23 protein-coding genes are annotated in these 25,359 nt (G+C 67.5%); 6 read left to right on the forward strand and 17 right to left on the reverse strand.

Translation table 11 applies throughout. The features are described from left to right. Positions 1 to 101: 101 nt before the first annotated feature. The gene (locus H977_RS0119390) at positions 102 to 680 is read left to right on the forward strand and encodes a CGNR zinc finger domain-containing protein (RefSeq protein WP_029109409.1); all 579 of its coding nucleotides are present in this window, start codon (positions 102 to 104) and stop codon (positions 678 to 680) included. On the opposite strand, the gene H977_RS0119395 is transcribed toward H977_RS0119390, so the two are convergent. Both H977_RS0119395 and H977_RS0119400 read right to left on the reverse strand, forming a co-directional pair. Then, positions 677 to 1,441 carry a CPBP family intramembrane glutamic endopeptidase gene (locus H977_RS0119395; protein ID WP_029109410.1) on the reverse strand — a complete coding sequence of 255 codons (765 nt, stop codon included), beginning with the start codon at positions 1,439 to 1,441 and terminating at the stop codon, positions 677 to 679. The two genes, H977_RS0119390 and H977_RS0119395, sit on opposite strands and share 4 nt — an antisense overlap. 38 nt (positions 1,442 to 1,479) lie before the next feature. Further along, a complete protein-coding gene (locus tag H977_RS0119400; RefSeq protein WP_029109411.1) occupies positions 1,480 to 3,849 on the reverse strand; it encodes a phosphoketolase family protein in 2,370 nt (789 codons plus the stop codon). A gap of 166 nt (positions 3,850 to 4,015) precedes the next feature. Between H977_RS0119400 and H977_RS0119405 the strand changes: the two genes are divergently transcribed. After that, complete coding sequence (locus H977_RS0119405) at positions 4,016 to 5,503, forward strand: acetyl-CoA acetyltransferase (RefSeq protein WP_029109412.1); 1,488 nt, start codon at positions 4,016 to 4,018, stop codon at positions 5,501 to 5,503. Between the two features lie 19 nt (positions 5,504 to 5,522). Here the strand turns inward: H977_RS0119405 and H977_RS0119410 are convergent, their stop codons facing one another. From H977_RS0119410 to lon, 12 genes are all read right to left on the reverse strand, one after another. Then, positions 5,523 to 8,669 (reverse strand): helicase HerA domain-containing protein, encoded by a 3,147-nt coding sequence (locus H977_RS0119410; protein WP_029109413.1) that lies wholly within the window; start codon positions 8,667 to 8,669, stop codon positions 5,523 to 5,525. After that, the gene (locus tag H977_RS0119415; protein WP_029109414.1) at positions 8,669 to 9,325 is read right to left on the reverse strand and encodes a hypothetical protein; all 657 of its coding nucleotides are present in this window, start codon (positions 9,323 to 9,325) and stop codon (positions 8,669 to 8,671) included. The genes H977_RS0119410 and H977_RS0119415 overlap by 1 nt, the downstream gene beginning before the upstream one ends. Before the next feature lie 151 nt (positions 9,326 to 9,476). Continuing rightward, positions 9,477 to 10,715 (reverse strand): NAD(P)/FAD-dependent oxidoreductase, encoded by a 1,239-nt coding sequence (locus H977_RS0119420; RefSeq protein ID WP_029109415.1) that lies wholly within the window; start codon positions 10,713 to 10,715, stop codon positions 9,477 to 9,479. A gap of 11 nt (positions 10,716 to 10,726) precedes the next feature. Continuing rightward, positions 10,727 to 11,455 (reverse strand): DUF72 domain-containing protein, encoded by a 729-nt coding sequence (locus tag H977_RS0119425; protein WP_029109416.1) that lies wholly within the window; start codon positions 11,453 to 11,455, stop codon positions 10,727 to 10,729. Between the two features lie 9 nt (positions 11,456 to 11,464). Then, complete coding sequence (locus H977_RS0119430; RefSeq protein ID WP_231396003.1) at positions 11,465 to 11,998, reverse strand: hypothetical protein; 534 nt, start codon at positions 11,996 to 11,998, stop codon at positions 11,465 to 11,467. A 130-nt stretch (positions 11,999 to 12,128) separates the two neighbouring features. Next, positions 12,129 to 12,380, reverse strand: a complete 252-nt coding sequence (locus H977_RS0119435; RefSeq protein ID WP_029109418.1) for a hypothetical protein — start codon at positions 12,378 to 12,380, stop codon at positions 12,129 to 12,131. Then, positions 12,380 to 13,264, reverse strand: a complete 885-nt coding sequence (locus H977_RS0119440; RefSeq protein ID WP_036476463.1) for an oxygenase MpaB family protein — start codon at positions 13,262 to 13,264, stop codon at positions 12,380 to 12,382. The genes H977_RS0119435 and H977_RS0119440 overlap by 1 nt, the downstream gene beginning before the upstream one ends. 10 nt (positions 13,265 to 13,274) lie before the next feature. Further along, the gene (locus H977_RS0119445) at positions 13,275 to 13,499 is read right to left on the reverse strand and encodes a hypothetical protein (RefSeq protein WP_029109420.1); all 225 of its coding nucleotides are present in this window, start codon (positions 13,497 to 13,499) and stop codon (positions 13,275 to 13,277) included. 69 nt (positions 13,500 to 13,568) lie between these two features. Continuing rightward, the gene (locus H977_RS0119450) at positions 13,569 to 13,901 is read right to left on the reverse strand and encodes a TfoX/Sxy family protein (protein WP_029109421.1); all 333 of its coding nucleotides are present in this window, start codon (positions 13,899 to 13,901) and stop codon (positions 13,569 to 13,571) included. Between the two features lie 14 nt (positions 13,902 to 13,915). Next, positions 13,916 to 15,346, reverse strand: a complete 1,431-nt coding sequence (gene cycA, locus H977_RS0119455) for a D-serine/D-alanine/glycine transporter (RefSeq protein WP_029109422.1) — start codon at positions 15,344 to 15,346, stop codon at positions 13,916 to 13,918. A gap of 62 nt (positions 15,347 to 15,408) precedes the next feature. Then, positions 15,409 to 16,200, reverse strand: coding sequence for a lysophospholipid acyltransferase family protein (locus H977_RS0119460; RefSeq protein ID WP_029109423.1), 792 nt, complete (start codon positions 16,198 to 16,200; stop codon positions 15,409 to 15,411). 169 nt (positions 16,201 to 16,369) lie between these two features. Beyond that, the gene (lon, locus tag H977_RS0119465) at positions 16,370 to 18,697 is read right to left on the reverse strand and encodes an endopeptidase La (protein WP_029109424.1); all 2,328 of its coding nucleotides are present in this window, start codon (positions 18,695 to 18,697) and stop codon (positions 16,370 to 16,372) included. 186 nt (positions 18,698 to 18,883) lie between these two features. Here lon and H977_RS0119470 point away from each other — a divergent pair, with 186 nt between their 5' ends. Together H977_RS0119470 and H977_RS0119475 are read left to right on the forward strand one after the other, a co-directional pair. Next, the gene (locus tag H977_RS0119470; protein WP_029109425.1) at positions 18,884 to 19,927 is read left to right on the forward strand and encodes an alpha/beta fold hydrolase; all 1,044 of its coding nucleotides are present in this window, start codon (positions 18,884 to 18,886) and stop codon (positions 19,925 to 19,927) included. A gap of 95 nt (positions 19,928 to 20,022) precedes the next feature. Then, positions 20,023 to 20,682 (forward strand): class I SAM-dependent methyltransferase, encoded by a 660-nt coding sequence (locus tag H977_RS0119475; RefSeq protein ID WP_051288968.1) that lies wholly within the window; start codon positions 20,023 to 20,025, stop codon positions 20,680 to 20,682. On the opposite strand, the gene H977_RS33525 is transcribed toward H977_RS0119475, so the two are convergent. Beyond that, on the reverse strand, positions 20,672 to 21,307 hold the full coding sequence (locus H977_RS33525; RefSeq protein WP_231396004.1) for a VC0807 family protein: 636 nt from the start codon (positions 21,305 to 21,307) through the stop codon (positions 20,672 to 20,674). The two genes, H977_RS0119475 and H977_RS33525, sit on opposite strands and share 11 nt — an antisense overlap. Positions 21,308 to 21,384: 77 nt before the next feature. Here H977_RS33525 and H977_RS0119485 point away from each other — a divergent pair, with 77 nt between their 5' ends. Continuing rightward, positions 21,385 to 22,311: an NADP-dependent oxidoreductase gene (locus tag H977_RS0119485; protein WP_029109427.1), complete on the forward strand. Its 927-nt coding sequence runs from the start codon at positions 21,385 to 21,387 to the stop codon at positions 22,309 to 22,311. A gap of 34 nt (positions 22,312 to 22,345) precedes the next feature. Next, positions 22,346 to 22,546, forward strand: a complete 201-nt coding sequence (locus H977_RS0119490) for a hypothetical protein (protein ID WP_029109428.1) — start codon at positions 22,346 to 22,348, stop codon at positions 22,544 to 22,546. 15 nt (positions 22,547 to 22,561) lie between these two features. Here the strand turns inward: H977_RS0119490 and H977_RS0119495 are convergent, their stop codons facing one another. After that, on the reverse strand, positions 22,562 to 24,073 hold the full coding sequence (locus tag H977_RS0119495) for a molybdopterin-dependent oxidoreductase (RefSeq protein ID WP_029109429.1): 1,512 nt from the start codon (positions 24,071 to 24,073) through the stop codon (positions 22,562 to 22,564). Positions 24,074 to 24,215: 142 nt separating this feature from the next. Further along, positions 24,216 to 25,211: an esterase family protein gene (locus tag H977_RS0119500; RefSeq protein ID WP_029109430.1), complete on the reverse strand. Its 996-nt coding sequence runs from the start codon at positions 25,209 to 25,211 to the stop codon at positions 24,216 to 24,218. Between the last annotated feature and the right edge of the window lie 148 nt (positions 25,212 to 25,359).

Here is a 25,359-nt window from a genome sequence, read left to right on the forward strand (position 1 = left end):
TTCCGTGTGCCGAGTCCGAGAAGCGTGACTGTCTACGACGGTACGCCGGTCATGAATGACTAGTCAAACCAATTCAGCGGTCACGGCGGTACGCTTGAGGTATGACGACGACATGGGCCGGTGACGCCGAGAGCAAGCCTGCGCCCGAGCCGCTGGCCCGGATTCAGTCTCTGGTCAACACCATCGAATTGCCGGCGGGAACCGATCGGCTCGCCGATCCTGACGATGCGGCACCGTGGCTGGAGGCCAACGGTTTGCTCGGCGCGGGGACCAGGCCGACGGCCGCCGACCTGGATCTGGTGCGCAAGGTGCGCGAGGCATTGCGCGCGCTGCTGATTCACAACACCGGGGGACCGGCGCCCGCCGCCGATCATCTCGCCGTGCTGCAGGAGCTCACCGACGCGTCCACCGCACGCGTCGGCCTGGAACCTGACGGGCAGGTGCGGTTGTCAGCCGCGGGGCAGACCGTGGCCGACCGCCTCCTCGAGCTGCTGCTGGTGATGCGCGATGCGCAACGCGACGGCACGTGGGCACGGCTCAAGGCGTGTGCGAACGACGAATGCACCTGGGCGTTCTATGACCGGTCGCGCAACCATGGCGGTACCTGGTGCGTGATGTCGGAGTGTGGGAACAAGCTGAAGAACCGTGAGTTCCGCGCGCGCAGGCGTGCGGGCGGTTAGGTCGACAGGTGCCACACCAGGGCGGCGGCCAGTGCGCCGACCCCGTTGAGTGACCAGTGCAGGGCGATCGGTGCGATCAGGCTGCCGCTGCGCCGACGCAGCCAGGTGAACACGAAGCCGGCGATGCCGGTGGCGATCACGGCCAGGACGACGCCGGCGATCATGCCGACCACGCCGCCGCCGAACAGTCGCGTGAAGCCGACGTTCTCGCTCGTCAGCCCGAGCGAACTGGCGATGTGCCACAGACCGAACAACAGCGAACCGCCGGCGGCCACGCCGCGAAAACCCCAGGCGCGGTTGAGGGTTCCGTGCAGCACACCACGGAACGCGAGCTCCTCGGGGATCACGGTCTGCAGCGGGATGATCACCATCGACGCGAGCAGCGCACCTGAAATGGTCGCGTAGTTGTCGTTCATGAACATCGGCCTGGTCCACGGCAGCGCCGCCCCGATGGCGATCACCGACACCACGAGGGCGACCGCGCCGAGCGCGTAGCCGACACCGGAGCGCCAGTGTTCGCGGCCCAGTCCCAGCTCGGTCCAGCCCAGGCCGCGGGCCCGCACCAGGATCAGCAGGGCGACTGCGGCGGCCGGGACGGTGGCGATGCTCGCCCACGGGGTGGTGAAGTGCGCGATCAGGTTGGTCAGCGTGAGGATGACGACGACGATGCCGATGTCGGCGTAGATCCGGAAATGGTGCAATGCCGAGAGCTGGGCCACCAGCGGATGGGGATGCGCGGCCACGGCGCTCTGATCAGACATGACTCGCCAATCGTACCGGCGCGGCGCAATTACCCAGGTCACACTGCGCCCCAGGTCCAGTTGGCGATGGCTGGATCGTCCTCCCCGTAGGTGCGGGTATAGCTACGGGCGGCGAGTCGTGCGTCGACCATCTCCTGACGCAACCCGGCAGCGCTGACGGCCAGCCCCTCGACCCGGTCGATCACGTCCATCACCAGGTGGAACCGGTCGAGGTCGTTGAGCATCACCATGTCGAACGGCGTGGTCGTGGTGCCCCGCTCCTTGAACCCGCGCACGTGGAGTTGGTCGTGGTTGGTGTGCCGGTAGGCGAGCCGGTGGATGAGCCACGGGTAGCCGTGATAGGCGAAGATGATCGGTTTGTCCGTGGTGAAGATCGAATCGAACTCGCGGTCGGACAACCCGTGGGGGTGTTCGGACTCGGGTTGCAGCCGCATGATGTCGACGACGTTGACCACGCGGACCTTAACCTCGGGAAGCCGGCGGCGCAGGATGTCGGCGGCGGCCACCGTTTCCAGCGTCGGGATGTCACCGGCACACGCGAGCACCACATCGGGTTCCCCGGTGGTATTGCTCGCCCACTCCCAGATCCCCAAACCGCGGGTGCAGTGCGCGACAGCCTCGTCCATCGTCAGATACGTCAGGGCCGGTTGCTTGCCCGCCACGATGACGTTGACGTACTGCCGGCTGCGCAGGCAGTGGTCGGCTACTGACAGCAGGGTGTTGGCGTCCGGTGGCAGGTAGACGCGGACCACCTCGGGGCGTTTGTTGGCGACGTGGTCGATGAAGCCCGGGTCCTGATGCGACGCGCCGTTGTGGTCCTGGCGCCACACATGGGAGGTCAGCAGATAGTTCAGCGAGGCGATCGGCCGCCGCCAGGTCAGGTGCGAACTGCTGGACAACCACTTGGCGTGCTGGTTCAGCATGGAGTCGACGATGTGGACGAATGCCTCGTAGCAGTTGAACAGCCCGTGCCGTCCGGTCAGAAGGTATCCCTCCAGCCAGCCTTGGCAGAGATGCTCGGAGAGCACTTCCATCACCCGGCCGTCAGGGGCCAGGTTCTCGTCGACGGGCAGGGTTTCGGCCTGCCAGGCCTTGTCGGTCTTCTCCAGCACCGCGCCCAGCCGGTTGGAGGCGGTCTCGTCCGGGCCCATCAGGCGGAAGCGGTCCGGATTGGCCGCGATGACATCACGCAGGAACGTGCCGAGTACCCGGGTGGCTTCGGCGGTCCCGGTGCCCGGGCTCTGGACGGGCACGGCGTAGTCGGTGAAGTCCGGTAGGTCGAGGTCGCGCAGCAGCAATCCACCGTTGGCGTGCGGGTTGTCGCTCATCCGGCGAGTACCCGAGGGGGCCAGCGCGCGTAGATCGGGCCGCAGCGCCCCGGTGGCGTCGAACAGCTCCTCGGGCCGGTAGCTGCGCAGCCAGGTCTCGAGCTGCGCCATGTGTGACGGGTTGGTCCGCGTCTCCGACAGCGGCACCTGGTGGGCGCGCCACGTGCCCTCGACCGGTTTCCCGTCGACTTCGTGCGGGCCGGTCCAGCCTTTGGGGGTGCGCAGGATGATCATCGGCCACAGCGGACGGCCCGGCTCACCGTCGAGGCGGGCCGCGCGTTGGATCGCCGCGATCTGGTCGAATGCCTCGTCCATGGCCGCGGCCAGCTGCTGGTGGACGTTGGCCGGATCGTCCCCGGCCACGGTGATGGGACGGTATCCGTAGCCGTAGAACAGTGATTCGAGCTCCTCGGCCGGAATGCGCGACAGCACTGTGGGATTGGCGATCTTGTAGCCGTTGAGGTGCAGGATCGGCAGCACCGCGCCGTCGACGACCGGGTTGAGGAACTTGTTCGAATGCCAGCTCGCGGCGAGCGGGCCGGTTTCGGCTTCACCGTCGCCGACGACACAGGCCACCACCAGATCGGGATTGTCGAATGCGGCGCCATAGGCGTGCACCAGGGCGTAACCGAGTTCGCCGCCCTCGTGGATGGAGCCGGGTGTCTCGGCGGCCACGTGGCTGGGAATCCCACCGGGAAACGAGAACTGGCGGAACAGCTTCCGCAGACCATCGGTGTCCTGCCCGATACCGGTGTAGACCTCGCTGTAGGTGCCTTCGAGGTAGGCGTTGGCCACCAGTCCGGGACCACCGTGGCCGGGGCCGGTGATGTAGATGACGTTCGCGTCGCGTTCGCGGATGATCCGGTTCAGGTGGGCGTAGAGCAGATTCAGTCCCGGGGTGGTGCCCCAGTGGCCCAATAGTCGCGGTTTGACGTGCTCGGCGGCCAGCGGCTCTTCGAGCAATGGGTTGTCCAGAAGGTAGATCTGGCCGACGGACAGGTAATTGGCCGCACGCCAGTATGCGTCGAGCTGGTCGAGTTCCGTGTCGGTCAGTGCCGGTGAGAGGGTCGCGTCGCTCATGTTCTCCATAGTGGCCGGTGTCGGTGAATGGCGCCCGCGATCCGGGTTACCCGAATGCGCAACGGTCAACCAACAGCACGCGAAACGCCCGGCCACGATGGGGCCGAGTGATCGGCCGCGGACCGGATTCCGAGGTCCGCATACCGCGTCGGCTAGGTTCGTGGGCATGACGGTCACCAGCGCTCTCGACCCGCGAACCCCGGTACTGGTGGGCTACGGCCAGGTCAACCAACGCGACGAGAAGCCGGACGTCGAGCCCGTCGATCTGATGGTCGCGGCGGCCCGGGCCGCCGCGGATCCGCGGTTGCTGGAGGCGGTCGACTCGGTGCGGATCGTCAACCTGCTGTCGTGGCACTACCGGGACCCGGGTTTGCTGTTGGCGCAACGCATCCACGCCCGCAACGCCGCGACGCGCTACACCGGGGTGGGCGGCAACGTACCGCAGACTCTGGTGAACGAGGCCTGCCGGGATCTGCACGGCGGACGGGCAGAGGTGGTGCTCATCGGAGGCGCCGAGACCTGGCGGACGCGCAGCCGGCTGCGGGCCCGCGGCGAAAAGCCCGATTGGACCCGCCAGGATGAATCGGTGCCGGAGGCTCCGGGCGCGCACGAGGGTGTGCCGATGGCCGGTGAGGCCGAGATGCGGATCCAGCTCGACCGCCCGGCCCACGTGTATCCGATATTCGAACAGGCGCTGCGCATCGCCGCGGGCGAGTCCAGCGAGGACCACCGCAGGCGGATCGGCGCACTGTGGTCACGGTTCAGTGCGGTAGCGGCCGACAATCCGCATGCCTGGAGTTCCGAGGCGGTGCCCGCCGAGCACATCTGGCAACCCGGCCCGGACAACCGGATGATCAGCTGGCCCTACACCAAGTTGATGAACTCGAACAACATGGTGGACCAGGGCGCGGTGCTGATCCTGACCACGGTCGAGAAGGCAACATATCTTCAGATCCCTTCCGACCGTTGGGTTTTCCCGTATGCCGGGACCGATTCGCACGACACCTATGCGATCGGTGAGCGTGCGGAGCTGTACCGTTCGCCGGCGATCCGGATCGCCGGTCGGCGGGTGCTGGAACTGGCCGGTGTGAGTCTTGACGAGATCGACTTCGTCGACGTGTACTCGTGCTTTCCGTCGGCTGTGCAGGTGGCGGCGGCCGAAATCGGTCTGCCGCTGGACGATCCGTCGCGGCCGCTGACGATCACCGGCGGGCTGACATTCGCGGGCGGTCCGTGGAACAACTACGTGTCCCACTCGATCGCGACCATGGCCGAGCGACTGGTGGCCGATCCGGGTAGCCGCGGGCTGATCACCGCCAACGGCGGTTACCTCACCAAGCACAGCTTCGGCGTGTACGGCACCGAGCCGCCGACCCATGAATTCCGTTGGCAGGACGTACAATCCGAGGTCGACGCGGAGCCGACACGTCAGCTGCTGGTGGAGTTCACCGGTACCGGCACCGTCGAATCCTGGACCACGCCCGTCGGTCGGGACGGTACCGCCGAGCGGGCTTTCCTTGCGGTACGGACCCCTGACGACGCGCGCACCCTGGCCCGGATCGTCGACGAGTCACAGGCGGCCGCGACCATGTCCGAGGACATCGCCGGGGCGAAGGTGCAGGTTCACGCCGACGGCAGCGCGACGCTGCTCTGAGCGCACGCGGGCCGACAGCTCAGCGCGCGGCCAACTCCCGCTGCGCCAGTGCGAGGACCTCGTCGGTGGTCGGCGGACTGGGCGGGTGGTGTGACAGGCACCATGGCGTCTGGATCTTGTGAAAGCTGTCGCCTTCCAAGGCCAGGTAGAACTGGCCCGAACGCAGCTTGCTGATGTCGGGCACGTGACCGCCCTTCACCCGGGCCATCTCGCGGGCCACCGCGATCTGGGCGGGGGAGTTGAGCAGGCCGTAGAACTGCGTGGTGGCATTGCCCGGGATGTGGTTGTGCAGACCCCGCGGCGATTGCGTGGCGAACACCAGTCCCAACCCGTACTTGCGGGCCTGCGACGACAGCGCCAAGGTGCTGTGCGTGCAGGCGGTGGTGTGACTGGACGGCGCGAAGTTCTGTGCCTCGTCCATCACGAGGAGCCCGCCCAGGGGGCGGTCACCGGCCGGGTTGCGCTTGATCCAGGCGAAGAGCGCCATCTGCAGCTGGTTGACGAACCCCTCGCGCTGCTGATCGCTGGTCAGCCCGACCATGCTGATGACCGACACCCGCGCGCGGTAGCCCGCGGACGGTGTCAGCAGCATCCCGGGATCGGCGGCGGTGCCGGTGCCGCCGAAGAGCGGATCGTTGACGGTCGCGGCGCGCAGGTTCTGGGCCAGCTCGGCGGCCAGTTTCTGCGCCCCGCCCAGTGCACTGACTTCGACGGGCAGATTGCCCAGCAGGTCCATGAAGCCCTCGAGGCTGGTCGAGGGGCTCGCCCCGTAGAACCGCAGGGCCTCGCGCAGCACCGCCCGGGAGCGTTCGGCCTTGGCGGTGTTACCGGCGATCAGGGCGCGCGGTTCGAGTGCGGCGACGGCGGATTCGACGGCATCGGAGAACTCGTCGGCGTCGTCGATGACGCTGGCGAAGTCGGGGAGCGGCTGGAAGGACAGCGGGCGACCGGTGGACCGGCGCGGGGTCCACACCACGACCTCGGTGTTGTCGAGGTAGGCGTCGGCACGCTCGTCGTCCGCCGGGTGCCAGCCCGGGGGATTCTCGGGCCAGGGGGCGCCCAGCCGGGACAGGTCGTTGTTGGGGTCGAGCACGATCGACGACACGCCCCGCAGTGCGCACTCCTCGACGAGGCGCCGGATCAGCACCGTCTTGCCCGACCCGGAGCCGGCGAAGATCGCGGTGTGCTTCCGTAGTGCCGCCAGGTCGACCGACACCGGGCGCCCGCCGGTGCTGTCCAGGCCGAGGGTGATCGCGGTGGGCGAGTGTTCGATCACCGGCGCAGGCTGCTCGGTACGTATCGGGCCGGTCGCGAGTTCGGCCTCCACGTCGATCTGGGCCGGTGGCGGCGGATCGCCCGCGATGTCTCCGAGTGCGGCACGCAGCCAGCCGATTCCGTGGGCGGGCCTGCGGCGGCGCAGCCATTCGGGCAGGTCCGGGTGGTTGTCGTCGATGAGGTCGCGCAGCGCGGTCATCGTGCGCACGTCGTCCTCACTCATCGCCAGCACCCGCCCGCCGGCCGCCTCGAACTCGGCGATCATCACGGCGGTTTTGGCGCCCTTCGGCCACCCGGTGTTGCGCAGCAGGAAGAGTTTGCGCCGGTCCGGGTTGAAACCCGTTGCCTCCCAGGCTTTTCGGACGCGGTTCTGGACGGCGACGGCATTGCCGGACGAGATGGCGCGAAATGCCCAGTGCCGCTCGTCGTCGGTGGCGGCATCGAGAGTCTGGCGCAACCGTCCGTGCAGCACCACGCGTTGTCCCGGGAGCGGATCCGGGCGGAACGACTGTCCGACCTCGCCGAGCTCGGTGATCCACGCATCCAGCGCGGCCGAGAGCAGACCCGGCATCGTGGTGTCCTCGCCGTCGGGGTCCAGCGCCGCGACGGTCACGGCACGGCTCCGGTACTCGGCGAAGCGGCGGTCCAGTTCTCCCGTGTCGCCCAGAGCGGTTGTCTCGCCGCCGGTGTGCCCGTGTGTTTCGGCCACCTCACCGGTGAGTTGGGAGAGTTCTTCGATCGTGTCGTGCTCCAGGCACCGGCGCACATGGGTGTCGGCACGCTTGAGCAGCTGGCGCGGTGTGTACTGGGTCGCCTCGTCGAATGCCGACGGCAGGATCGGCCAGCTCGGATACGGCGCGGTGAATCCGATGGACCCGTAGCTGGACGTGAACCGGCGTTCCAGGATGGCACGGCCGACCTCGGGCGTGGGTAGGCCCTGCAGTAGCGCGGTGGTACGGAACCGGTCCTGGACGGTGGCGGTGGCCCGGTCCTGGATCGCCTCCCACGCCGCCGGCAGGCAGGCCACCACGCCCACCGTGCGGCGCATGGTCTGGCGGATCGACATCAGCCCGTGGGCGACGTGTTCCAGATCGCCCGCTGTCTGGGCAGCTCGGCCGGGGTCGGCGGCGGCGGTGTCGGTGCGCTCGATGGACTGGGCCAGCAGCGTGTCGATCTGGTCGAGGGCCAGCACCGAGGGGCCGGCCAACGCGATCAGCCGAGAGATGTCGCGCACCGACTCCTGGGGGGTGAGCACCGGTGCGGGCAGCCCCCAGGATTCCTTCTCGCCGCTGCCGGTCAGGTATGCCTCGCCGATGTCCTGCAGCTCGAGATCGCCGGCGCCGAGCAGCACCAGGGCGCGCAGGGTGTGGTGTGCGCGCTTGACGGTGTGGCGGTGGACCTTGTGCAGGGAGTTGACGAAGTCGGTGAGGATCTCGGGTGTCAGGTCGTCGTCGCCGATCACGGCCCGGCGATTGGCCCGGGAGATGTGGGCCACCGAGGACAGTTCCCACAGCAGGTCTTTGAGTTGGGTTTCGCGCTCGCTGCCGGGCCGGCCCAGGCTCTCCAGGATGCCCGCACGGGCGGACTGCCAGAAGCTGGCCGCATCGAGAAGTTCGACCAGGAAGAAGAATCCGCCGCCGGTCTGCACCTGCTCGCGCACCTGGCCGAGCAGGTGGGTCTTGCCGGATCCGGCCGGGCCGCGGACCACGACGCCCAGCGGGCTGGAGTCGGTTTCCCGTTCGGCATCGCCGAAGGCGGCCATCACGTCGGCCATCGGCCGGTCGTGGAGGCCGCGCACGTGCAGCGCGCCCTGCGAGTGCCACAGGTCGTCGGCGGTCGGCGCCCAGGTGAGGCGGAGCGCGCTGAGCGCTTCGCGGTGTGAGAGTTCCATCAGGACTCGATCGCGATCAGGTGCTTGTCCTGGTTGCCTATCTCCACCGCGGCTTCGCGGTCGGCAGGGGTGAGCACCTTCTGGTTCTCCTCGGGGATCAGGCTGACGCCGGGTTGCTGATAGAGGCTGATCAGCGCGGCGTCGACGGTTGGGCGGGCGAGCCCGGGTACGGCCTGGCGCAGCCGCAGCAGGCTGACCCAGCCGCCGGGCCGGCTGGTCAGACCGGCATAGGCGGTACGCAGCTGGACTTCGGGACCGGCGCCGGGGACCTGGGTGGATTCCACTGCGGGCTCCTCGGTGGGCTCCTCTGCGGGCAGGAACACGTCGGCCGGAACGAGTTCGGCGTGTTCGAAATAGCGGTGCAACGCGTTGAGCAGGGTGTACATGGCCCGGCCCTGGCCGCTGGACCGGGGCGGGGTGTCGGCGCCGAACAGCGCCCGGCACAGCGCCCAGCCCGCATCGGTCAGTTCGTGGACGAGGGGCCGGGTGCCGGTGGTCTCGATCAGGCCCAACCGGTTGAGCCGGTCGCGCTGCGGTTTGTCGAGTTTGGGCCCGAGCCGTTCCAGCTCAGGGTTGGGCACCGGGCGCGACTCGGCCATCAGTACCAGCAGCACTGCTTGCTCGCTGCCGGTCAGCTCGTCGGGCGCGACATTCACCGGATGCTCACCTTCCTGCCATCGTGGGTGTTGCACGCGGGCGTGGTGATACCGGCACGTGTCTCATGCACGTTAGCCTGTACCCCCGACCGCGCGAGAATGTTGTTGCGCTGCACGGTTTTCGCCCGCGGACCGGGCTGGGTGCCCGCAGCTACCCGGCGGGCAGCGGCTGCGACGGGTCGGCGATGCGTTCCGGATCGACGGGCGTGGCCGACCGGATCATTGCTTTGACGTCGTCAAGCACATCCCACACATTGACGTTCATCCCCGCCAGAACACGGTTCTCGGCATCGAGCCAGAACGCGACGAACTCGCGCCCAGCAACGTCGCCGCGGAAAACGACCCGCTGATATTCGGGTGCGTGACCGACATACTCCATGCCGAGGTCGTACTGATCGGTGAAGAAATAGGGCAACTCCGAGTATTCGGTGGCGGACTGCGGGCCCAGGCCCAGCATCCCGGCCACCGCCACGGCGGGCTGCTTGAGTGCGTTGGCCCAGTGCTCGGTGCGGATTCGCACCCCGAAGAGCGGATGCTGTGCGGCGGCGATGTCGCCGACGGCAAAGATGTCGGGGTCGCTGCTGCGCAATGACGCATCGACGAGCACTCCGCCGTCGGCGATGGCCAGTCCGGCCCGTTCGGCCAGTCCGATGTTCGGTGCCGCGCCGACGGCGACCAGCACCGCATCGGCGGTGACGGTGGCGCCGTCCCCGAGTCGCAGTCCGGTCGCGACGCCGTTGTCGGTGGTGATCTCCCGCACCGACTGGTCCAGTCGCAGATCGACGCCGTGCTCACGGTGCAGCTGTGCGAACACCTCACCCACCTCGGGGCCCAGGGCGGCCAGCAGAGGTAGGTGCGCGGCCTCGACGACCGTGACGTTCACGTCGCGGCCACGGGCTCCGGCGGCGACTTCCAGGCCGATCCATCCGGCGCCCACGATGGCCAGCGCCGAACCCGGGGTCAGTGCCGCGCTCAGTGCCGCGGCGTCGTCGATCGTGCGCAGATAGTGCACCCCCGCGGCGTCGGCTCCGGGAATCGGCGGTCGGCGCGACGCGGACCCCGTGGCCAGTAGCAGCTTGTCGTAACCGACGGTGGAGCCGTCGGGCAGGGCGAGGGTGTGCTCGGCGGCGTTGACGGCCGCGACCTCGGTTCCGAGCCGCAGGTCGATGTTGTGGTCGCGGTACCAGGCCGCCGGATCGACCGTGAAGTCCGGGAGTGACTTGTCGCCGGCCAGGTAGTCCTTGGACAGCGGCGGACGCTCGTAGGGCAGATGGTCTTCGGCGGAAAACAGCACCACATGACCGTCAAAGTCGTTGTCCCGCAGTGCTTCAGCGGCCTTGGCGCCGGCCAGGCCACCGCCGACGATCGCGAAGGTGGACGACGTTGTCATATCGATCCAGCCTACTCGTCCGCCACCAGCTGCTTGAGTTTTCGGGCGTTGCGCACCGCGTGACCACCGAGATCGTTGTTGAAGTACACGATCACGCGATGGTCGTCGTGGTGCCATCGCCGGATCTGCCGAGCCCACCGGCTCAACTCGTCGTCGGAGTAGCAGCCGGCATACATGCCGTTGCCGCCCGGGCCGTGCATGCGGACGTAGACCAGATCGCTGGTGGCCACCGCGCGGCAGGTCAATCCGGGTCCGCTCATCACCACATACGCCGCCCCGTACTGCTCCAGCAGCGTGAACACCGCGGGTTCGTGCCAGGACGGGTGGCGCAGTTCCATCGCCACCCGGATCTTGCGGGGCAGTTGTGCGAGGAAACCGGTGAGCAGGTCGTCGTCGCGTTCCAGGGCTGGGTGAAGCTGGACCAGGAGCGCCTCGTTGTGAGGTTCGAGCAATTGCCAGTACTGCTCGAACCGCGGCGTCCAGGCCTCCGGTGTCCGAAGCCGCCGGTAATGGGTCAATCCGCGATGTGCCTTGACGGACATGGTGAAACCGTCGGGCATCTGGTCGCGCCACCCGGTGAACGTGGTCTCGGCGGGCCATCGGTAGAAGCTGCCGTTGAGTTCCACGGTGTCGAACTCATCGATGTAGCGGGCGAGTCTCGATTTCGCCGGTGTGCCTTTTGGATACAGCACACCGGTCCAGTGGTCGTACGACCAGCCCGAGGTGCCGATCTTGATCATGTGCCATCGCTAGGGGACGTCTGTGTAGTTGAGGGTGTAGCCCTCGGCGGAGAAGGTGAAACCTCGGCCGGTCAGCTCCCGCACGCAGGAGACCCCGGACTGCTCCTGCACGTTGCACCGGAATCCGGCTACTGCCAGCACCTTCCCGAACGGCAGCACGGCCGCGGCGGACTCGGCGAATTCGGGCTGTGCCACGTTGGCGAAGTGGGCGTCGGTATCCCGGTCGAGCACAAGGGCATTCGGTGCCGCGGTCCCGCCGGCCGCGTCGGGCACCTCGGTGGGGGCACCGGTCACCGACATCGTCGACGTGCCGCCGGCCGGTTGGCAGCCGGCGCGGTCGCGAGGCAGGATCGCGCACTGCCATCGCCCGCTCGGGGTGCTGAAGTAATAGCCCTTGCGGCCGTCCACCTCCAGCATGTAGTCCGCGGCGTTGACCAGGTGCGCGGTGCCGAACGCCGGCGGTGCGGCGGTGGTGGTCACCGGCGGCGGCGACGCCGAGTCGCCCGTGTTGACGACGGTTCCCGACGCGCATCCGGAAAGCACGGACGCGGCGGCTCCCCAGATTGCACAGACGACGAGGCAAGCCTTCACGACGCAAGACCCTAGCCAATCAGCGGCAGCCCTCGGGCGTCAGCGTCGAGTTTTGCCTGAGGCACATGCTGATCCCGGGTCATCACATCCCGACGCACACGTCGGCACCCAGCAGCAGCACCGGCCACAGCAGCGTCACCTGACCGAAGGCCACCAGATTGGCGCCGGCAGGAAACTTGGTCAGCAGGCTCGCTTCGATGATCTGCACCTGCTCGGGATGGAAGAACGTCCACACCAGGCCGATCACGAGGTACGGCAGGGACAGCCACATCAATGTTTCGAGCAGTTGCTCGACGCTGAGTTTGTAGCTCAGGGCGCGGCGGATCCGGTCCATCAGATCAGCGCCTTGCCGGCCGCCACCCGTCGGCGGACGTCGGCAAGCAGCAGGTAGCTGCCGCCCTGGCGGACGAACACCGGCAGGAAGCGGTTGCCGAAAGCCACGGCCAGGAAGAGCCATTCGAACAGCCGCTGCCTGCCGCGGCCCCAGCCGAAGCCGACGGCGTCGCGGAACACCGGGGCCAGAAAACCCGCGGTCAGGAACTTCAGCAGCGGTCGAAACGGTATGCGCAGCAACGGGTTGATCATCCGCAGGTCGACCAGGTCGTGCAGGTATCGTCTGACGACGTCGTCCATCTGGACCTGCTTGCAGGCGGCGTCCCAGTACGTGTCGAAATCGGTCCGCGTCGCAGGCCACTGCTCCGGGCTGACCTGCAGCGTGGTGCCCAGCGTCGCGGCGGATCGATAGAACTGCTCGGCCTGCGCGCCGGTCATCTCGCCGCGCAGCAGCTGGTACACGTCCTCCAGGCCGACGAACAGGCAGGCCGCCACCCACAGCTGCAGGTCGCGGTCGAAGGCGTTGTACTGCACGGGACTTGCCGGCCCGGACCGGACCTGCCGGTGGGCCGTGTCGACGGCTTCTCGGAAGGCCGTCCGGTCCTCGGGGCTGCCGAGGATGGCCACCGCCAGATAGCTGAGCGTGGTGCGGGCGCGCTTCCACGGGTGCTTGAGCAGGTTGCCCGAATCCACCGTGCTCTCCACGACTCCGTAGCCGACGCCCGGCGAGGACAGCTGCATGATCACGTTGGCCGCGCCGGCGGCGAAGCCCCACAGGTCCATCGCGTCGGCGATCGTGACGTCTCCGTCGGACCAGCGTGCGGTGCGTCGGCCGATCGAGATGCGGTTGGCGGGGGCGGTGTCGCCCAGAGACTTTCGAGACATTCGCCGGTCCTCAGCTCATGCAGACGTTGGTGAAGAGCAGGACGGGCCAGGAGACGATGGAGCCCAGAAAGGACACCGTGGCGTCGGCCCCGTGCATCCCGGCCAGGTGGCTGGTGTGGGTGAGCGACCAGACCAGACCGATGAGCAGGTAAGGGGCTGCGAGGATGACGGCCGTGCCGAGCCACTCGGCGATGGTCATCTGGAAGCCGAGGATCTTGCGTACTGCGGTCAACATATGAGTGGGCCCCCGTCGTTGTCAGACGGACTCTATGTTAACGGTGATTCTGTTCTGCCGCCCCGGAAATCACTTGGGCGGCAGCTGCTTGGCATAGGTGAGGCCCCGCTCGACCCACGGCTGGAGTTGCCGTTTGGTCTTGATGGCGGGGCCGGCGATCCGCAGCCAGCCCCGCATCTGCCGGCCGCCCATCACCATCGGCTCGACATGGTCGCGTTGCAGCAGTTTCTCGCTGTCGTCGGGCGAGACCCGCACCATCAGGCCGCCGTCCCGCGACGCCGCGACGGCCATGTTGCCGTTGATCAGGAACGCCAGCCCACCGAACATGCGTTTCTCGTCGAGACCGCGTTCGGTGGCCGCCAGTTCACGGATGCGGTCGGCCAGGTCCGGATCGAAAGGCATGTCGGTCGAGACCGTCAGTCGGAATCGGCGGACTTGAGTTCGGCGCGGAAGGCGGCTTCACGGGCCAGATGTCCGGGGCGGCGCCGCAGCACCAGCCAGGCGATACCGAGCACCAGGAACCACACCGGGGTGACCAGTTCGGCCTGCAGGGTGTCCTCCTTCTGGGTGAACGCCCACAGCAGGAAGGCGAAGAAGGCCAGGACGACGTAGCACATCACGACGCCGCCGGGCATCTTGAACTTCGACGCCTCGTGCAGTTCCGGCCGGCGCCTGCGGTACACGAGGTAGCTGACCAGGATGATCGTCCAGACGAAGATGAAGCACAGCGATGAGATCGTGGTGACCAACGTGAAGGCCGCGACGATCGAGTCGCCTGCGGCCACCATCACCACACCCGACAGCAGGAACACCCCCGACAGGAACAACGCGTTGGCAGGCACGCGCCGTGAGGTGAGCCGGCCGAACAGGCTCGGCGCATCGCCTTCGGTGGCCAGGCCGTAGACCATTCGGGAGGTCGAATAGATGCCCGAGTTGGCTGACGACGTCGCCGAGGTCAAGACCACGAAGTTGACCACCGATGCGGCGATGCCCAGGCCCGCGAGGCTGAACATGGCCACGAAGGGGCTCAGTTTGGGATCGATCTCGCGCCACGGCGTGACCGCGATGATGATGGTCAGGGCGGCGACGTAGAAGAGCATCACGCGCACGGGGATCGAGTTGATGGCCCTGGGCAGGTTGCGCTCAGGGTCCTTCGCCTCGGCCGCAGTGGTGCCCACCAGCTCGATGCCGACGAAGGCGAAGGTGGCGATCTGGAATCCGGCGACGAATCCCATTGGGCCGGTGGGGAAGAACCCGCCGTCGTTCCACAGATTGGCGAATGAGGCCTGGGCGCCACCGGGCGCTTGGAAACTGGTGAAGACCATCACGAGGCCGATGACGATCAACGTCACGATCGCGATGATCTTGATCAGGGCGAACCAGAACTCGGTCTCGCCGAAGGCCCGCACGGTCGGCAGGTTCAGTGCGATGAGTATCACGACCGTGGCGAGCGCCGGGATCCACAGCGGGAGATCGGGCCACCAGAAGGCCACATAGCCCGCGATCACCACCACGTCGGCGACGCCGGTGACGATCCAGCAGAACCAGTACGTCCAGCCGGTGAAGAACCCCGCCCACGGGCCCAGCAGGTCCGCGGAAAAATCGGCGAAGGATTTGTAGTGCAGGTTGGACAGCAGCAGCTCGCCCATCGCCCGCATGACGAAGAAGAGCATGAAGCCGATGATCATGTAGACGAAGAGCACCGACGGGCCGGCCAGGGAGATGGTCTTGCCGGAGCCCATGAACAGGCCCGTCCCGATCGCACCGCCGATCGCGATCAGCTGGATGTGCCGGTTCGACAGCTGGCGGGAGAGATGGCGTTCGTCTGTGGATGTATCTGACGTCACACCGTGAAGGATTGCAGGCGGGGAGATGAGCGCTGCAGCCAGCCCGGCATTCTCCGCAGCTGCTAACCCAGTATCGGGAACCGGCGCTGTGAGGCGAGCCGGTCCAGCGCCGTCTGCATGACATCGCGGATGTGTGCATCGACGTCGACGGCATCCGGGTCGGCGCCGAACCGAGCGGTGATGTCGATCGGAGGCAGGACCTCGGTGACGATCTTGGTCGGCAGGGGCAGGTTGGGCGGCACGATGACGCTGAGGCCGAACGGAAGCCCGACGCTCACCGGCAGGATGTCCAGCCGGAAGCGGGGCAGCCCGAGCCGCTTGGCCAGCCAATTGCCCCGGGTGAGGAACAGCTGGCTTTCCTGGGCGCCGATCGACACGGTCGGCACGATCGGGACGCCGGCGGCGAGCGCGGTGCGGACGTATCCGGTTCGCCCGTTGAAGTCGATGGTGTTCGCCTCGGCTGTCGGACGGTAGGCGTCGTAATCGCCGCCGGGAAACACCAGCACGACAGCACCGGACTGCAGGGCCGCCGCGGCGTTCTCCCGGCTGGCGTGGATCACCCCGAGCCGCCGGAACAGATCCCCTGTCGGCCCGAGCAGCACCCCGTAATGGGCCAGCGTGTACAGCGGGCGGCGGTATCCGAAGTGGCGGTAGAACTCCGGCGCGAAGACCAGGACGTCCGGTGTCAGCATGCCGCCGGAATGATTCGCGACGACGAGCGCACCGCCGTGGTCCGGGATGTTCTCGAGGCCGCGGACCTCCGAGCGAAACCACCACCTCGCGATCGGCCCCGCCAACGACTCCATCCGCCGTGTGACGACAGGGTCCCATTGGTGGAGTTCGGTTTCGTCCATCGTCGCTTCCCGCTCTGCCCGACAGGGTTTGTTCACAATGCTGCTCGGGATGGTCCCCGCTGACGCCGCTATTGGGCAGATTGCCCCGAATGACTCATAAAAGGCGTCCGCCGTGTGACCTAGGGGTCACACGGCGGACGGCGGTTTCGGCAGCGAGCGCCTCGGTTGCCTATGCGGCGACCGACGCGGCCTCGCGAACCGGTTCGAGCGCCTCGGCGACGATGGCGGCGACATCGGTCATCGGTTTGACGTCCAATGCCTCCAGCACCTCGGCCGGAACCTCATCCAGGTCGGGCTCGTTGCGCGCCGGGATGAAGACCGTTTTCAGTCCGGCCCGTTGCGCGGCCAGCAGCTTCTGCTTGACGCCGCCGATCGGCAGCACCCGGCCGTTCAGCGTCACCTCGCCGGTCATGCCGACATCGCCGCGCACCTGCCGCCCGGTGGCCATCGACACCAGTGCCGTCACCATCGTGACGCCGGCCGAAGGACCGTCCTTGGGCACCGCGCCTGCGGGCACGTGCACGTGGATCTGCCGGTCCAGCGCCTTGGGATCCACACCCAACTGCTCGGCGTGTGCCCGGACGTAGGACAGTGCGATCTGCGCCGACTCCTTCATGACGTCACCCAGCTGACCGGTCAGCTTCAGGCCCGGCTCGCCCTCGTTCGAGTTCACCTCGATGTAGAGGACGTCGCCGCCCAGGCCGGTGACGGCCAGGCCGGTCGCGACACCCGGCACCGCGGTGCGCTCGTCGGATTCCGGCGTGAACCGCGGACGGCCCAGGTACTCAACCAGATTCGGCTCATCAACGATGATGTTCGTGATTCCGCCCTCTTCCAGTTTCGTCGTGACCTTGCGCAGCGCCTTGGCCAGCAGCCGCTCGAACTGCCGCACGCCGGGCTCGCGGGTGTAGTCCGCGGCGATCTTGCGCAGCGCAGCATCGGTCACCGTCACCTCGGCATCGGTCAGGGCCGCGCGTTCGGCCTGCCGGGGGAGCAGGTAATCCCGCGCGATGGCGACCTTGTCGTCCTCGGTGTAGCCGTCGATCTGCACCAGTTCCATCCGGTCGAGCAGGGCTGACGGGATGTTCTCGATGACGTTGGCCGTGGCCAGGAACACCACATCGGACAGGTCCAGATCCAGGTCCAGGTAGTGGTCGCGGAACGTGTGGTTCTGCGCCGGATCCAGCACTTCCAGCAGCGCTGCCGACGGATCGCCCCGGTAATCGGAGCCGACCTTGTCGATCTCGTCCAGCAGCACAACGGGATTCATCGAACCCGCCTCGCCGATGGCCCGCACGATGCGGCCCGGCAGCGCACCGACGTAGGTACGCCGGTGGCCGCGGATCTCGGCCTCGTCACGCACACCGCCCAGCGCGACACGCACGAACTTGCGGCCCAGAGCCCGGGCGACGGACTCGCCCAGCGACGTCTTGCCCACCCCGGGCGGACCGGCCAGCACCATCACGGCGCCGGAACCGCGACCACCCACGACCGCCATGCCACGCTGGGCGCGACGGGCCCGCACCGCCAGGTATTCGACGATGCGGTCCTTGACGTCGTCCAGGCCATGGTGGTCGGCGTCCAAGATCTCGCGCGCACCCTTGAGGTCGGTCGAATCCTCGGTCCGCACGTTCCACGGCAGGTCCAGCACGGTGTCCAGCCAGGTGCGGATCCAGCCGCCCTCGGGGCTCTGCTCGCTGGAGCGTTCCAGCTTGCCGACCTCGCGCAGCGCGGCCTCGCGCACGTTCTCGGGCAGCTCGGCGGCCTCGATGCGGGCCCGGTAGTCATCTGACCCCTCGGGCTCGCCTTCACCGAGCTCCTTGCGGATGGCGTTCAGTTGCTGGCGCAGCAGGAATTCCTTCTGCTGCTTGTCCATGCCCGCCCGGACGTCCTCGGCGATCTTGTCGTTGACCTCGACCTCGGCCAGATGCTCGCCGGTCCATCGGATGAGGTTGCTCAGGCGGACAGCTGTGTCCTCGGTCTCCAGGAGTTCGCGCTTCTGCACGTCGGTCAGGTACGACGCGTACCCGGCCGTGTCAGCCAACGCCGACGGGTCGGTGATCTTGTTGACCACGTCGACGATCTGCCAGGCCTCGCGCCGCTGCAGCATGGCCAGCAGCAGCTTCTTGTACTCGGCAGCCAGCGCCTTGGTTTCGTCGGTCGTGGTTTCGGCCTCGGGGGCTTCCTGCACCTCGACCCACAGGGCCGCTCCCGGTCCGGTGGTTCCGGATCCGATGTGGGCCCGGCGTTCACCGCGGACGACGGCGGCATCGGCACCGCCGGGCATGCGTCCGACCTGCACGATCGATGCGATCACACCGTGGGTGGGGTAGCGGTCGTCCAGGCGCGGGGCGATGAGCAGCTTGCCGGATTCGCTGGCCTGGGCGGCGTCGATCGCCGCGCGGGCAGCGTCGTCGAGCTCGACGGGCACCACCATCCCGGGCAACACGATCGGTTCGCTCAAGAACAGGACGGGCACTGCGTTTGATCGGGACATCAAACCTCCAAAGTTCAGTCTGATGCGCTCAACCTTGGTGAGCCTGGGTTTGTTCCCGGTATCCGGGCAGATGGGTTCGCCGTGGGCGAACGCGCACATCCGGCCAGGTTCGAACCCACCGAACCCCGATCTACGCTCGTGACGATCTCCGCGCCGGCGCCCACCTGCGGCCGTAGGCTCGTGTCGATGGTCGAGACGTCCGCGATCCGGTTCCTTGCCCGCGGCGCCCGCCGCGTGGCCTACGAGATCCGCGGGGACGGTCCACCCCTCGTCGCTCCGGCGTGGTGGGTGAGTCACCTCGAACTCGACTGGCAGAGCGCGGGCTTTCGGCGCTTCTGGCAAGGCGTTGCCGACGGGTACACCCTGATCCGCTACGACCGGTTGGGTGTCGGCATGTCCGACCGTGAACTGCGGGAGTCGGATCTTTGCCTCGACGCTGAAGTCGCGGTCCTGCGGGCGCTGCTCGACGAGCTCGAACTGGAGCGCGTGTCACTCGTCGGCGGTTCATCCGGGAGCTGCACCGCAATCGCTTTCGCCGCAACGTTTCCCGAGCGTGTCGAACGCCTGGTGCTCTACGGGTCCTACGCCGACGGCGGGGCGATCACGCCTCCGGGCGTGGCGGACGCCATCCTCGCGGCGGTACGGGCGCACTGGGGGCTCGGCTCACGCCTGCTCGGTGACATGTTCCTCAGTGGTGCCGAGGCGGCGGACCGGGAGAACTTCGCGCGGTTTCAGCGAGAGGCGGCGACCGCCGAGAACGCCGCCGCCATATTGGATCTCGTCTATCGCCTCGACGTGCGCGCGCAGCTCTCCCTCGTCTGCCGGCCGACGTGGGTGGCGCATCGTCGCGATGACCGGGCGATTCCGTACCGGCTCGGGCGTGAGGTCGCGGCCGCGATTCCAGGCGCGACGTTCATCCCGCTGCGGGGGAGCGCGCACTTCCCCTGGCACGGTGATGTCGATTCCGTCGTCCGTGCGTGTCGCGAAGCGCTGGCGCCGGCGCAGTCGTCATCGCCTGGTCCGAGCGAGTCCGTACCCGTCCCGCTGTCCGATCGTGAGCGCGAGATCCTGGCCTGCGTCGCACGGGGGCTGAGCGATCGCGAAATCGCCGAGCAGCTCGTGTTGAGCCCACATACCGTTCACCGCCACGTCGCCAACATCCGCCGCAAGCTGGGACGCACTTCCCGGTCTGCCGCCGTCGCGGAAGCCGCCCGTCTCGGTTTGCTGTGACACGGACTGCCGCGACATGGCCGTTACGGGCCATGTGCTGAAGATGGCCGTTGCGAGCGATGCGCCGCGTGACGGGTGCCTCATACGTTCACGACATGACAAACACCACCGGCCCAGACCTCCGCACCCGGCCGCCGTCAGCAGGGTGGCTCCGGATCATGGCCCTGGTCTATGACCCGTTCTGCTGGCTGGGCGAGGCCGCCGGGATGCGTCGCCGGCGACGCACGCTGTTGGCCAATGCCCGCGGGCGGGTTGCCGAGATCGGTGCCGGCACCGGCCTGAACATCGCGCACTATCCCGACGGGATCGCCGAACTCATCCTCACCGAACCCGTCGAGGCGATGCGCCGGAAACTCGCACATCGCCTACGGCGTGATGGGAAGTCCGCGCGAATCGTCGACGCGCCCGCCGATCGGCTACCGCTGCCTGACGCGTCGGTCGACACCGTCGTCTCGACCCTGGTCCTGTGCACGGTCGACGACCCCGAAGCCGCGCTCCGCGAGATCGCACGCGTGCTCCGCCCAGATGGGCAATTGCTGTTCATCGAACACGTCCGCGCCGGTTCGCGGTTCCTCGCAGCGTGTCAGGATCTGTTGGACGGGCCTTGGCGTCGATTTGCCGCCGGCTGCCGGTGCAACCGCGCGACGCTGGAATTGATGCGCGCCGCCGGGTTCGACGTAGCGGCAGGCGCCATGGTGTGGCGCGGTATGCCGGCGATCGTCCATCCCCTCATCGTCGGCCGGGCTACTCGGTGATGCGGGTTTGGTCCCGCAGACGTTCTCCCTCGGCCCTGGCCCGCTTGCCCACCACCACCGTCGCCACCATCAACAATGCGGTCAACGCCAGCGAAACGACGGTGTTCACCCCGTTGGCGATGTCGATGGACAGCGAGAAGATGATTGCCAGGCTGATCAGCATCCCGATCAGCAAGCCGATGCCCCACATGGCCGAGAGCGAAACATGGACGCGGTGCCGGAATGCCGTCTCACGTGGACCGGCGTCGTCTGGCGGGACGGTCTGTACTCGTTCGGCCACGATCTGCGTCAGCGGCCTGCCGACGAAGCAGCTGCCCAGGAACAGCAGTGCGCCGATGCCCCCGACAAGGGTGTTGCCCGCCATCAGCATTCGGGCATCAGATGTCGCCAGCCCCACCGCGAGGCTCAGACCGAAATTCAGCATCAGGTACGCCGCGAACGGATCGAGTCGGCGGGCCTTGATCGCGTCATACGAAACCTTGATCCCGGCGAGCACTGTCGCGGTCAGCAATGCGACGTATTCCGATACACCGGCAGCGCGCAGCCCGTAGTAGGCGATCAGCGGAGGGGCGACGTCGAGCAGGATGCCCCGCATGACGGGGCGCAGTGAGGGTTCTCGGCTCACTGTGGCGAAGATATGGACCTACCCTGTGAATCTCCTGTATATGGAATGTTTTCGGGCCCGGGTTCGTCATACGGCGTATGAGCAGAGCAGTGCAGTTCGACGAATACGGTGAGATCGACGTCCTGCAGGTGCGTGATCTGCCGAGGCCTGTTCCCGCCGCCGGTGAGGTCCTGGTCGAGGTCAGGGCCGCAGGTATCAATCCGGGTGAGGCCATGATTCGCCGCGGCGCCCTACGTGACCGGTTCCCCGCCACGTTTCCGTCCGGCCAGGGCAGCGACCTCGCCGGCGTGGTGGCCGAGACCGGAGCGGACGTCACGGGGTTCCAGGTGGGCGACGAGGTGCTGGGATTCTCTGATTCCCGGTCCAGTCACGCCGAGTATGTGACGGTGCCGGCCACGCAACTGGCTGCCAAGCCGCCGGGCCTGTCCTGGGAGGTGGCCGGCTCGCTGTATGTCGCGGGAGCCACCGCCTACGCGGCGGTCCGGGCCGTGCGACCCCAATCCGGCGACACGGTGGCGGTCGCAGGCGCGGCCGGCGGTGTCGGCACCATCGCGGTTCAGCTCGCGAAGCGCGCGGGCGCCACCGTGCTCGGCATTGCCGGGTCCGGCAACGACGAATGGCTGTCGGCGCACGGTGTCATCCCGGTCAACTACGGGGACGGGCTCGCCGCCAGGCTGCGCGCCGCGTCGCCATCGGGGCGCGTCGATGCTTTTCTGGATTTCTTCGGTGGCGGATATGTGAAGCTGGCCGTCGAGGAGTTGGATGTCGATCCCCAAAGGGTCGACACCATCATCGATTTCCCCGCGATCGAGCAGTTCGGTGTCCAGGCGGCCGGCAATGCCGAAGGTTCTGACATCGCCGTGATCGCCGAGCTGGCGGGTCTCGCCGCGGCAGGGGAGCTTGAGGTGCCGATCGCCGGGGTGTTCGCCCTCGACGATGTCCGGGCGGCCTACACCGAACTGGAAAAGCGCCATACCAGAGGCAAATTGGTGCTGAGGCCCTGACCCGCACAGCACTTCCGGCGCGTAGCATCCAAGCATGAACAGGGGATTCGTCGTGACCTTGGCGCTCGGTGTGCTCGTGGCGCTGTTCGGTGTGATCTGGGCGCTGCAGGGGTTCGGTGTGCTGCAGGGCAGTCCGATGAGCAATACCACCACCTGGTCGGTCATCGGCCCGATCACCGTGGTGATAGGCGTCCTCATCGCGATCTTCAGCTGGCGCAAGATCTCGTCGAGGTGACCGACACCGATACGGCTATCCCACGGTGAAGTCCACCGAATGCCAACCGGTGGCGCCGTCGGGCACGGTGGGGGTCTCGTCGGATGTCTGGACCGCACCGGTGTTGTCGGTGGCCCGCACCGTGATGGTGTGTCGGCCCGGGCTGCTCGACTGCCAGGGGTAGCTCCACAACCGCCAGGTCTGGTTGGAGTAGGCGTCCCCGAGCCGGGCCGATTGCCATGGGCCGTCGTCGATTTGGACCTCGACGTTGCGCACGCCACGGTTCTGTGCCCACGCGATCCCGCCGAAGGTCGTCGGGCCCACCGCGATGTGCTGGCCGCGTCTCGGCACGTCGATGCGTGACTCGGTTTTGATGGGGCCGCGCGGTGCCCAACCCTGTTTGGTCCAGTACGCCTCCGCCCGGTCGAAGCGGGTCAGTTCGAGGTCGGTGACCCACTTGGTGGCCGATACGTAGCCGTAGAGTCCGGCCACCACCAGCCTCGCCGGGTAGCCGTGTTCGACGGGTAGCGGCTGTCCGTTGAGGCCGATGGCCAACATCGCGTCACGGCCGTCGGCTATGGCCTCCACGGGGGTGCCCACGGTGAACCCGTCGGCGGACTTCGACAACACCATGTCGGCGTCAGGGGATACCCCTGCGGCCGCCAGTAGATCGGTCAACCGATAGCCGGTCCACATTCCGGTCGAGATGTATTCGCCACCAACGGAATTGGATACGCATGTCAGCGTCACGGCCTTCTCGACCACTTCGAATCGGTCCAGGTCGGTGAAGCTGTAGGTGATTTCGCGGTCCACCATCCCATGGATCCGCAAACGCCATTCGTCGCGGCTCAACTGCGGCACGCTGAGTGCGGTGTCCACGCGGTAGAAGTCCGCGCCGTCGGTGATGAAGCTCGGCAGGGCAACATCTTTCGGTTGCACGCCGGCCGGGACCGCCGGGGCGGGGACACGCGGGCGCGGGATCACCGAGGTGTCGCGTTCGGCTGCAACGGAACTGGTCATCCGGTCGATCACGACGCCGAGAAGTCCGCTTACCGCCCCGAATCCGAGTAGTCCCGCCGTGGTGAGCCAGGTTCTCCTGGTGGCGTCGAATTTGTCTGTGGCGGCATGCTCATCGTTTCGGCCCGTCCACACCCGCAGCGCGAGCAGGCGCAGCGCCGCCACGCCGGCTGCGGTGCCGACCACGGTGGGCACGACGTCGAGCGGGGTCGCGCCGGGCCGCGTGAGCACGGCGGCACAGCCGAGCAGTCCGGCGACGACGAAGATGACGCTGCCGATCGGGCGACGCCGGGTTTCGTACGTCGCGGCGAGGGCGGCGAGGGCGGCGATCACCACCAGGACGACGACCGCCAGGAAGAGCTTGTCCAGTCCGCCCAGTGCCTGGATCACCCATTCTTTGACGGGCCCCGGTGTCAGATCGACGATTGCCGAGCCGATCGCGCCGCGCGGTTCGGCCTGCGCGCGGAACGGAATGGCAACAAGCGCACCGACGCCGAGCGCGACCGTGGCGGCAGCGACTCCGCCGAGCATCCGGGTGTTCGGCGAGGACGTGGGTGAGGACTTCGCCGTGGACCCGGACGAGGACTGGGTCATCGTCCCCAAGATACTCCCGCGCACAGAGCAGGGAGCCTGCCGTGAGGGGAAACGACAGGCTCCCTGGGTGGGTGGCTCTCTAGGTGGCCGACTGCGCGCCGAGCACCCGCTGGATATCGGGCTTCATCTGCTGCAGCTGCTGTCCCCAGTAGCCCCAGGCGTGGGTGCCGTTGGCGGGGAAGTTGAACACCCCGTTGGTGCCGCCGGCGGCGATGTAGTTGTCGCGGAAAGTGACATTGGTGCGCAACGTCAGCCCTTCGAGGAACTGGGCTGCCATCAGGTTGCCGCCATTGGAGCCCGCGTCGAGATCGGACGGGGTTCCGGTGCCGCAGTAGATCCAGATGCGGGTGTTGTTGGCGACCAGCTGGTTGATGTTGACCATCGGGTCATTGCGCTTCCATGCCGGGTCGGTCGACGGCCCCCACATGCTCTCGGCGTTGTAACCGCCTGCATCGTTCATCGCCAGCCCGATCAGCATCGGCCACCAGCCCTCGGACGGGTTGAGGAAGCCGGAAAGCGTTCCGGCGTAGATGAATTGCTGCGGGTGGTGGATCGCGTAGGTCAGTGCTGCGCTACCGGCCATCGAGATCCCGACGACGGCGTTGCCGGTCTGCGACACGCCGCGGTTGGAGGCCAGCCAGGTCGGCAGCTCGCTCGTCAGGAAGGTCTCCCACTTGTAGGTGTAGTCCTGGCCGTTGCCCTTCGACGGCTGGTACCAGTCGGTGTAGAAGCTGGACTGCCCGCCGACCGGCATGACCACCGACAGGCCCGAATCGTTGTACCACTCGAACGCCGGAGTGTTGATGTCCCAGCCGTTGAAGTCGTCCTGGGCGCGCAGTCCGTCGAGCAGGTAGACCGCGTGCGGCCCGCCACCCTGGAACTGGACGCGGATGTTGCGGTTCATCGACGGCGAGAACACGTCGAGGTACTCGACCGGCAGACCGGGACGAGAGAATGCACCAGCGGTCGCCGAACCTCCCGCGAGACCGATCAGCGCGGGCAGGGTGGCGGCTGCCATTGCCCCCGCCGCCAGTCGGCGCATCCACGCTCCGCGAATCTTGTTGAGGAACTTCATAACGGCAACCAACCGTCCTTTCTGCACGTATGCCAAGCAGTTTGCCGCTTGCTCCGGTAGTGAATCACGCACCTCATCAGTCACACGCGTAACAACACCGCGCATGCAGATCGCGGTTTACTAACGGTTGGAACTCGGCGCCGAGACC

The organism is Mycobacterium sp. URHD0025, from assembly GCF_000426065.1.
Classification (GTDB): domain Bacteria; phylum Actinomycetota; class Actinomycetes; order Mycobacteriales; family Mycobacteriaceae; genus Mycobacterium.

What these genes read in the sequence shown, in the direction of transcription:
- H977_RS0119435 (WP_029109418.1), bottom strand. Translation starts at nt 12,380, where the DNA reads ATGGACCGGATCCGCCGCGCCCTGAGCTACAAACTCAGCGTCGAGCAA.
- lon (WP_029109424.1), bottom strand. Translation starts at nt 18,697, where the DNA reads ATGTCCCGATCAAACGCAGTGCCCGTCCTGTTCTTGAGCGAACCGATC.
- H977_RS0119470 (WP_029109425.1), top strand. Translation starts at nt 18,884, where the DNA reads ATGGTCGAGACGTCCGCGATCCGGTTCCTTGCCCGCGGCGCCCGCCGC.
- H977_RS0119500 (WP_029109430.1), bottom strand. Translation starts at nt 25,211, where the DNA reads ATGAAGTTCCTCAACAAGATTCGCGGAGCGTGGATGCGCCGACTGGCG.
- H977_RS0119495 (WP_029109429.1), bottom strand. Translation starts at nt 24,073, where the DNA reads ATGCTCGGCGGAGTCGCTGCCGCCACGGTCGCGCTCGGCGTCGGTGCG.
- H977_RS0119410 (WP_029109413.1), bottom strand. Translation starts at nt 8,669, where the DNA reads ATGGAACTCTCACACCGCGAAGCGCTCAGCGCGCTCCGCCTCACCTGG.
- H977_RS0119490 (WP_029109428.1), top strand. Translation starts at nt 22,346, where the DNA reads ATGAACAGGGGATTCGTCGTGACCTTGGCGCTCGGTGTGCTCGTGGCG.
- H977_RS0119425 (WP_029109416.1), bottom strand. Translation starts at nt 11,455, where the DNA reads ATGATCAAGATCGGCACCTCGGGCTGGTCGTACGACCACTGGACCGGT.
- H977_RS0119400 (WP_029109411.1), bottom strand. Translation starts at nt 3,849, where the DNA reads ATGAGCGACGCGACCCTCTCACCGGCACTGACCGACACGGAACTCGAC.
- H977_RS0119420 (WP_029109415.1), bottom strand. Translation starts at nt 10,715, where the DNA reads ATGACAACGTCGTCCACCTTCGCGATCGTCGGCGGTGGCCTGGCCGGC.
- H977_RS0119450 (WP_029109421.1), bottom strand. Translation starts at nt 13,901, where the DNA reads ATGCCTTTCGATCCGGACCTGGCCGACCGCATCCGTGAACTGGCGGCC.
- H977_RS0119395 (WP_029109410.1), bottom strand. Translation starts at nt 1,441, where the DNA reads ATGTCTGATCAGAGCGCCGTGGCCGCGCATCCCCATCCGCTGGTGGCC.
- H977_RS0119390 (WP_029109409.1), top strand. Translation starts at nt 102, where the DNA reads ATGACGACGACATGGGCCGGTGACGCCGAGAGCAAGCCTGCGCCCGAG.
- H977_RS0119445 (WP_029109420.1), bottom strand. Translation starts at nt 13,499, where the DNA reads ATGTTGACCGCAGTACGCAAGATCCTCGGCTTCCAGATGACCATCGCC.
- H977_RS0119485 (WP_029109427.1), top strand. Translation starts at nt 21,385, where the DNA reads ATGAGCAGAGCAGTGCAGTTCGACGAATACGGTGAGATCGACGTCCTG.
- H977_RS0119475 (WP_051288968.1), top strand. Translation starts at nt 20,023, where the DNA reads ATGACAAACACCACCGGCCCAGACCTCCGCACCCGGCCGCCGTCAGCA.
- H977_RS0119460 (WP_029109423.1), bottom strand. Translation starts at nt 16,200, where the DNA reads ATGGACGAAACCGAACTCCACCAATGGGACCCTGTCGTCACACGGCGG.
- H977_RS0119440 (WP_036476463.1), bottom strand. Translation starts at nt 13,264, where the DNA reads ATGTCTCGAAAGTCTCTGGGCGACACCGCCCCCGCCAACCGCATCTCG.
- H977_RS0119405 (WP_029109412.1), top strand. Translation starts at nt 4,016, where the DNA reads ATGACGGTCACCAGCGCTCTCGACCCGCGAACCCCGGTACTGGTGGGC.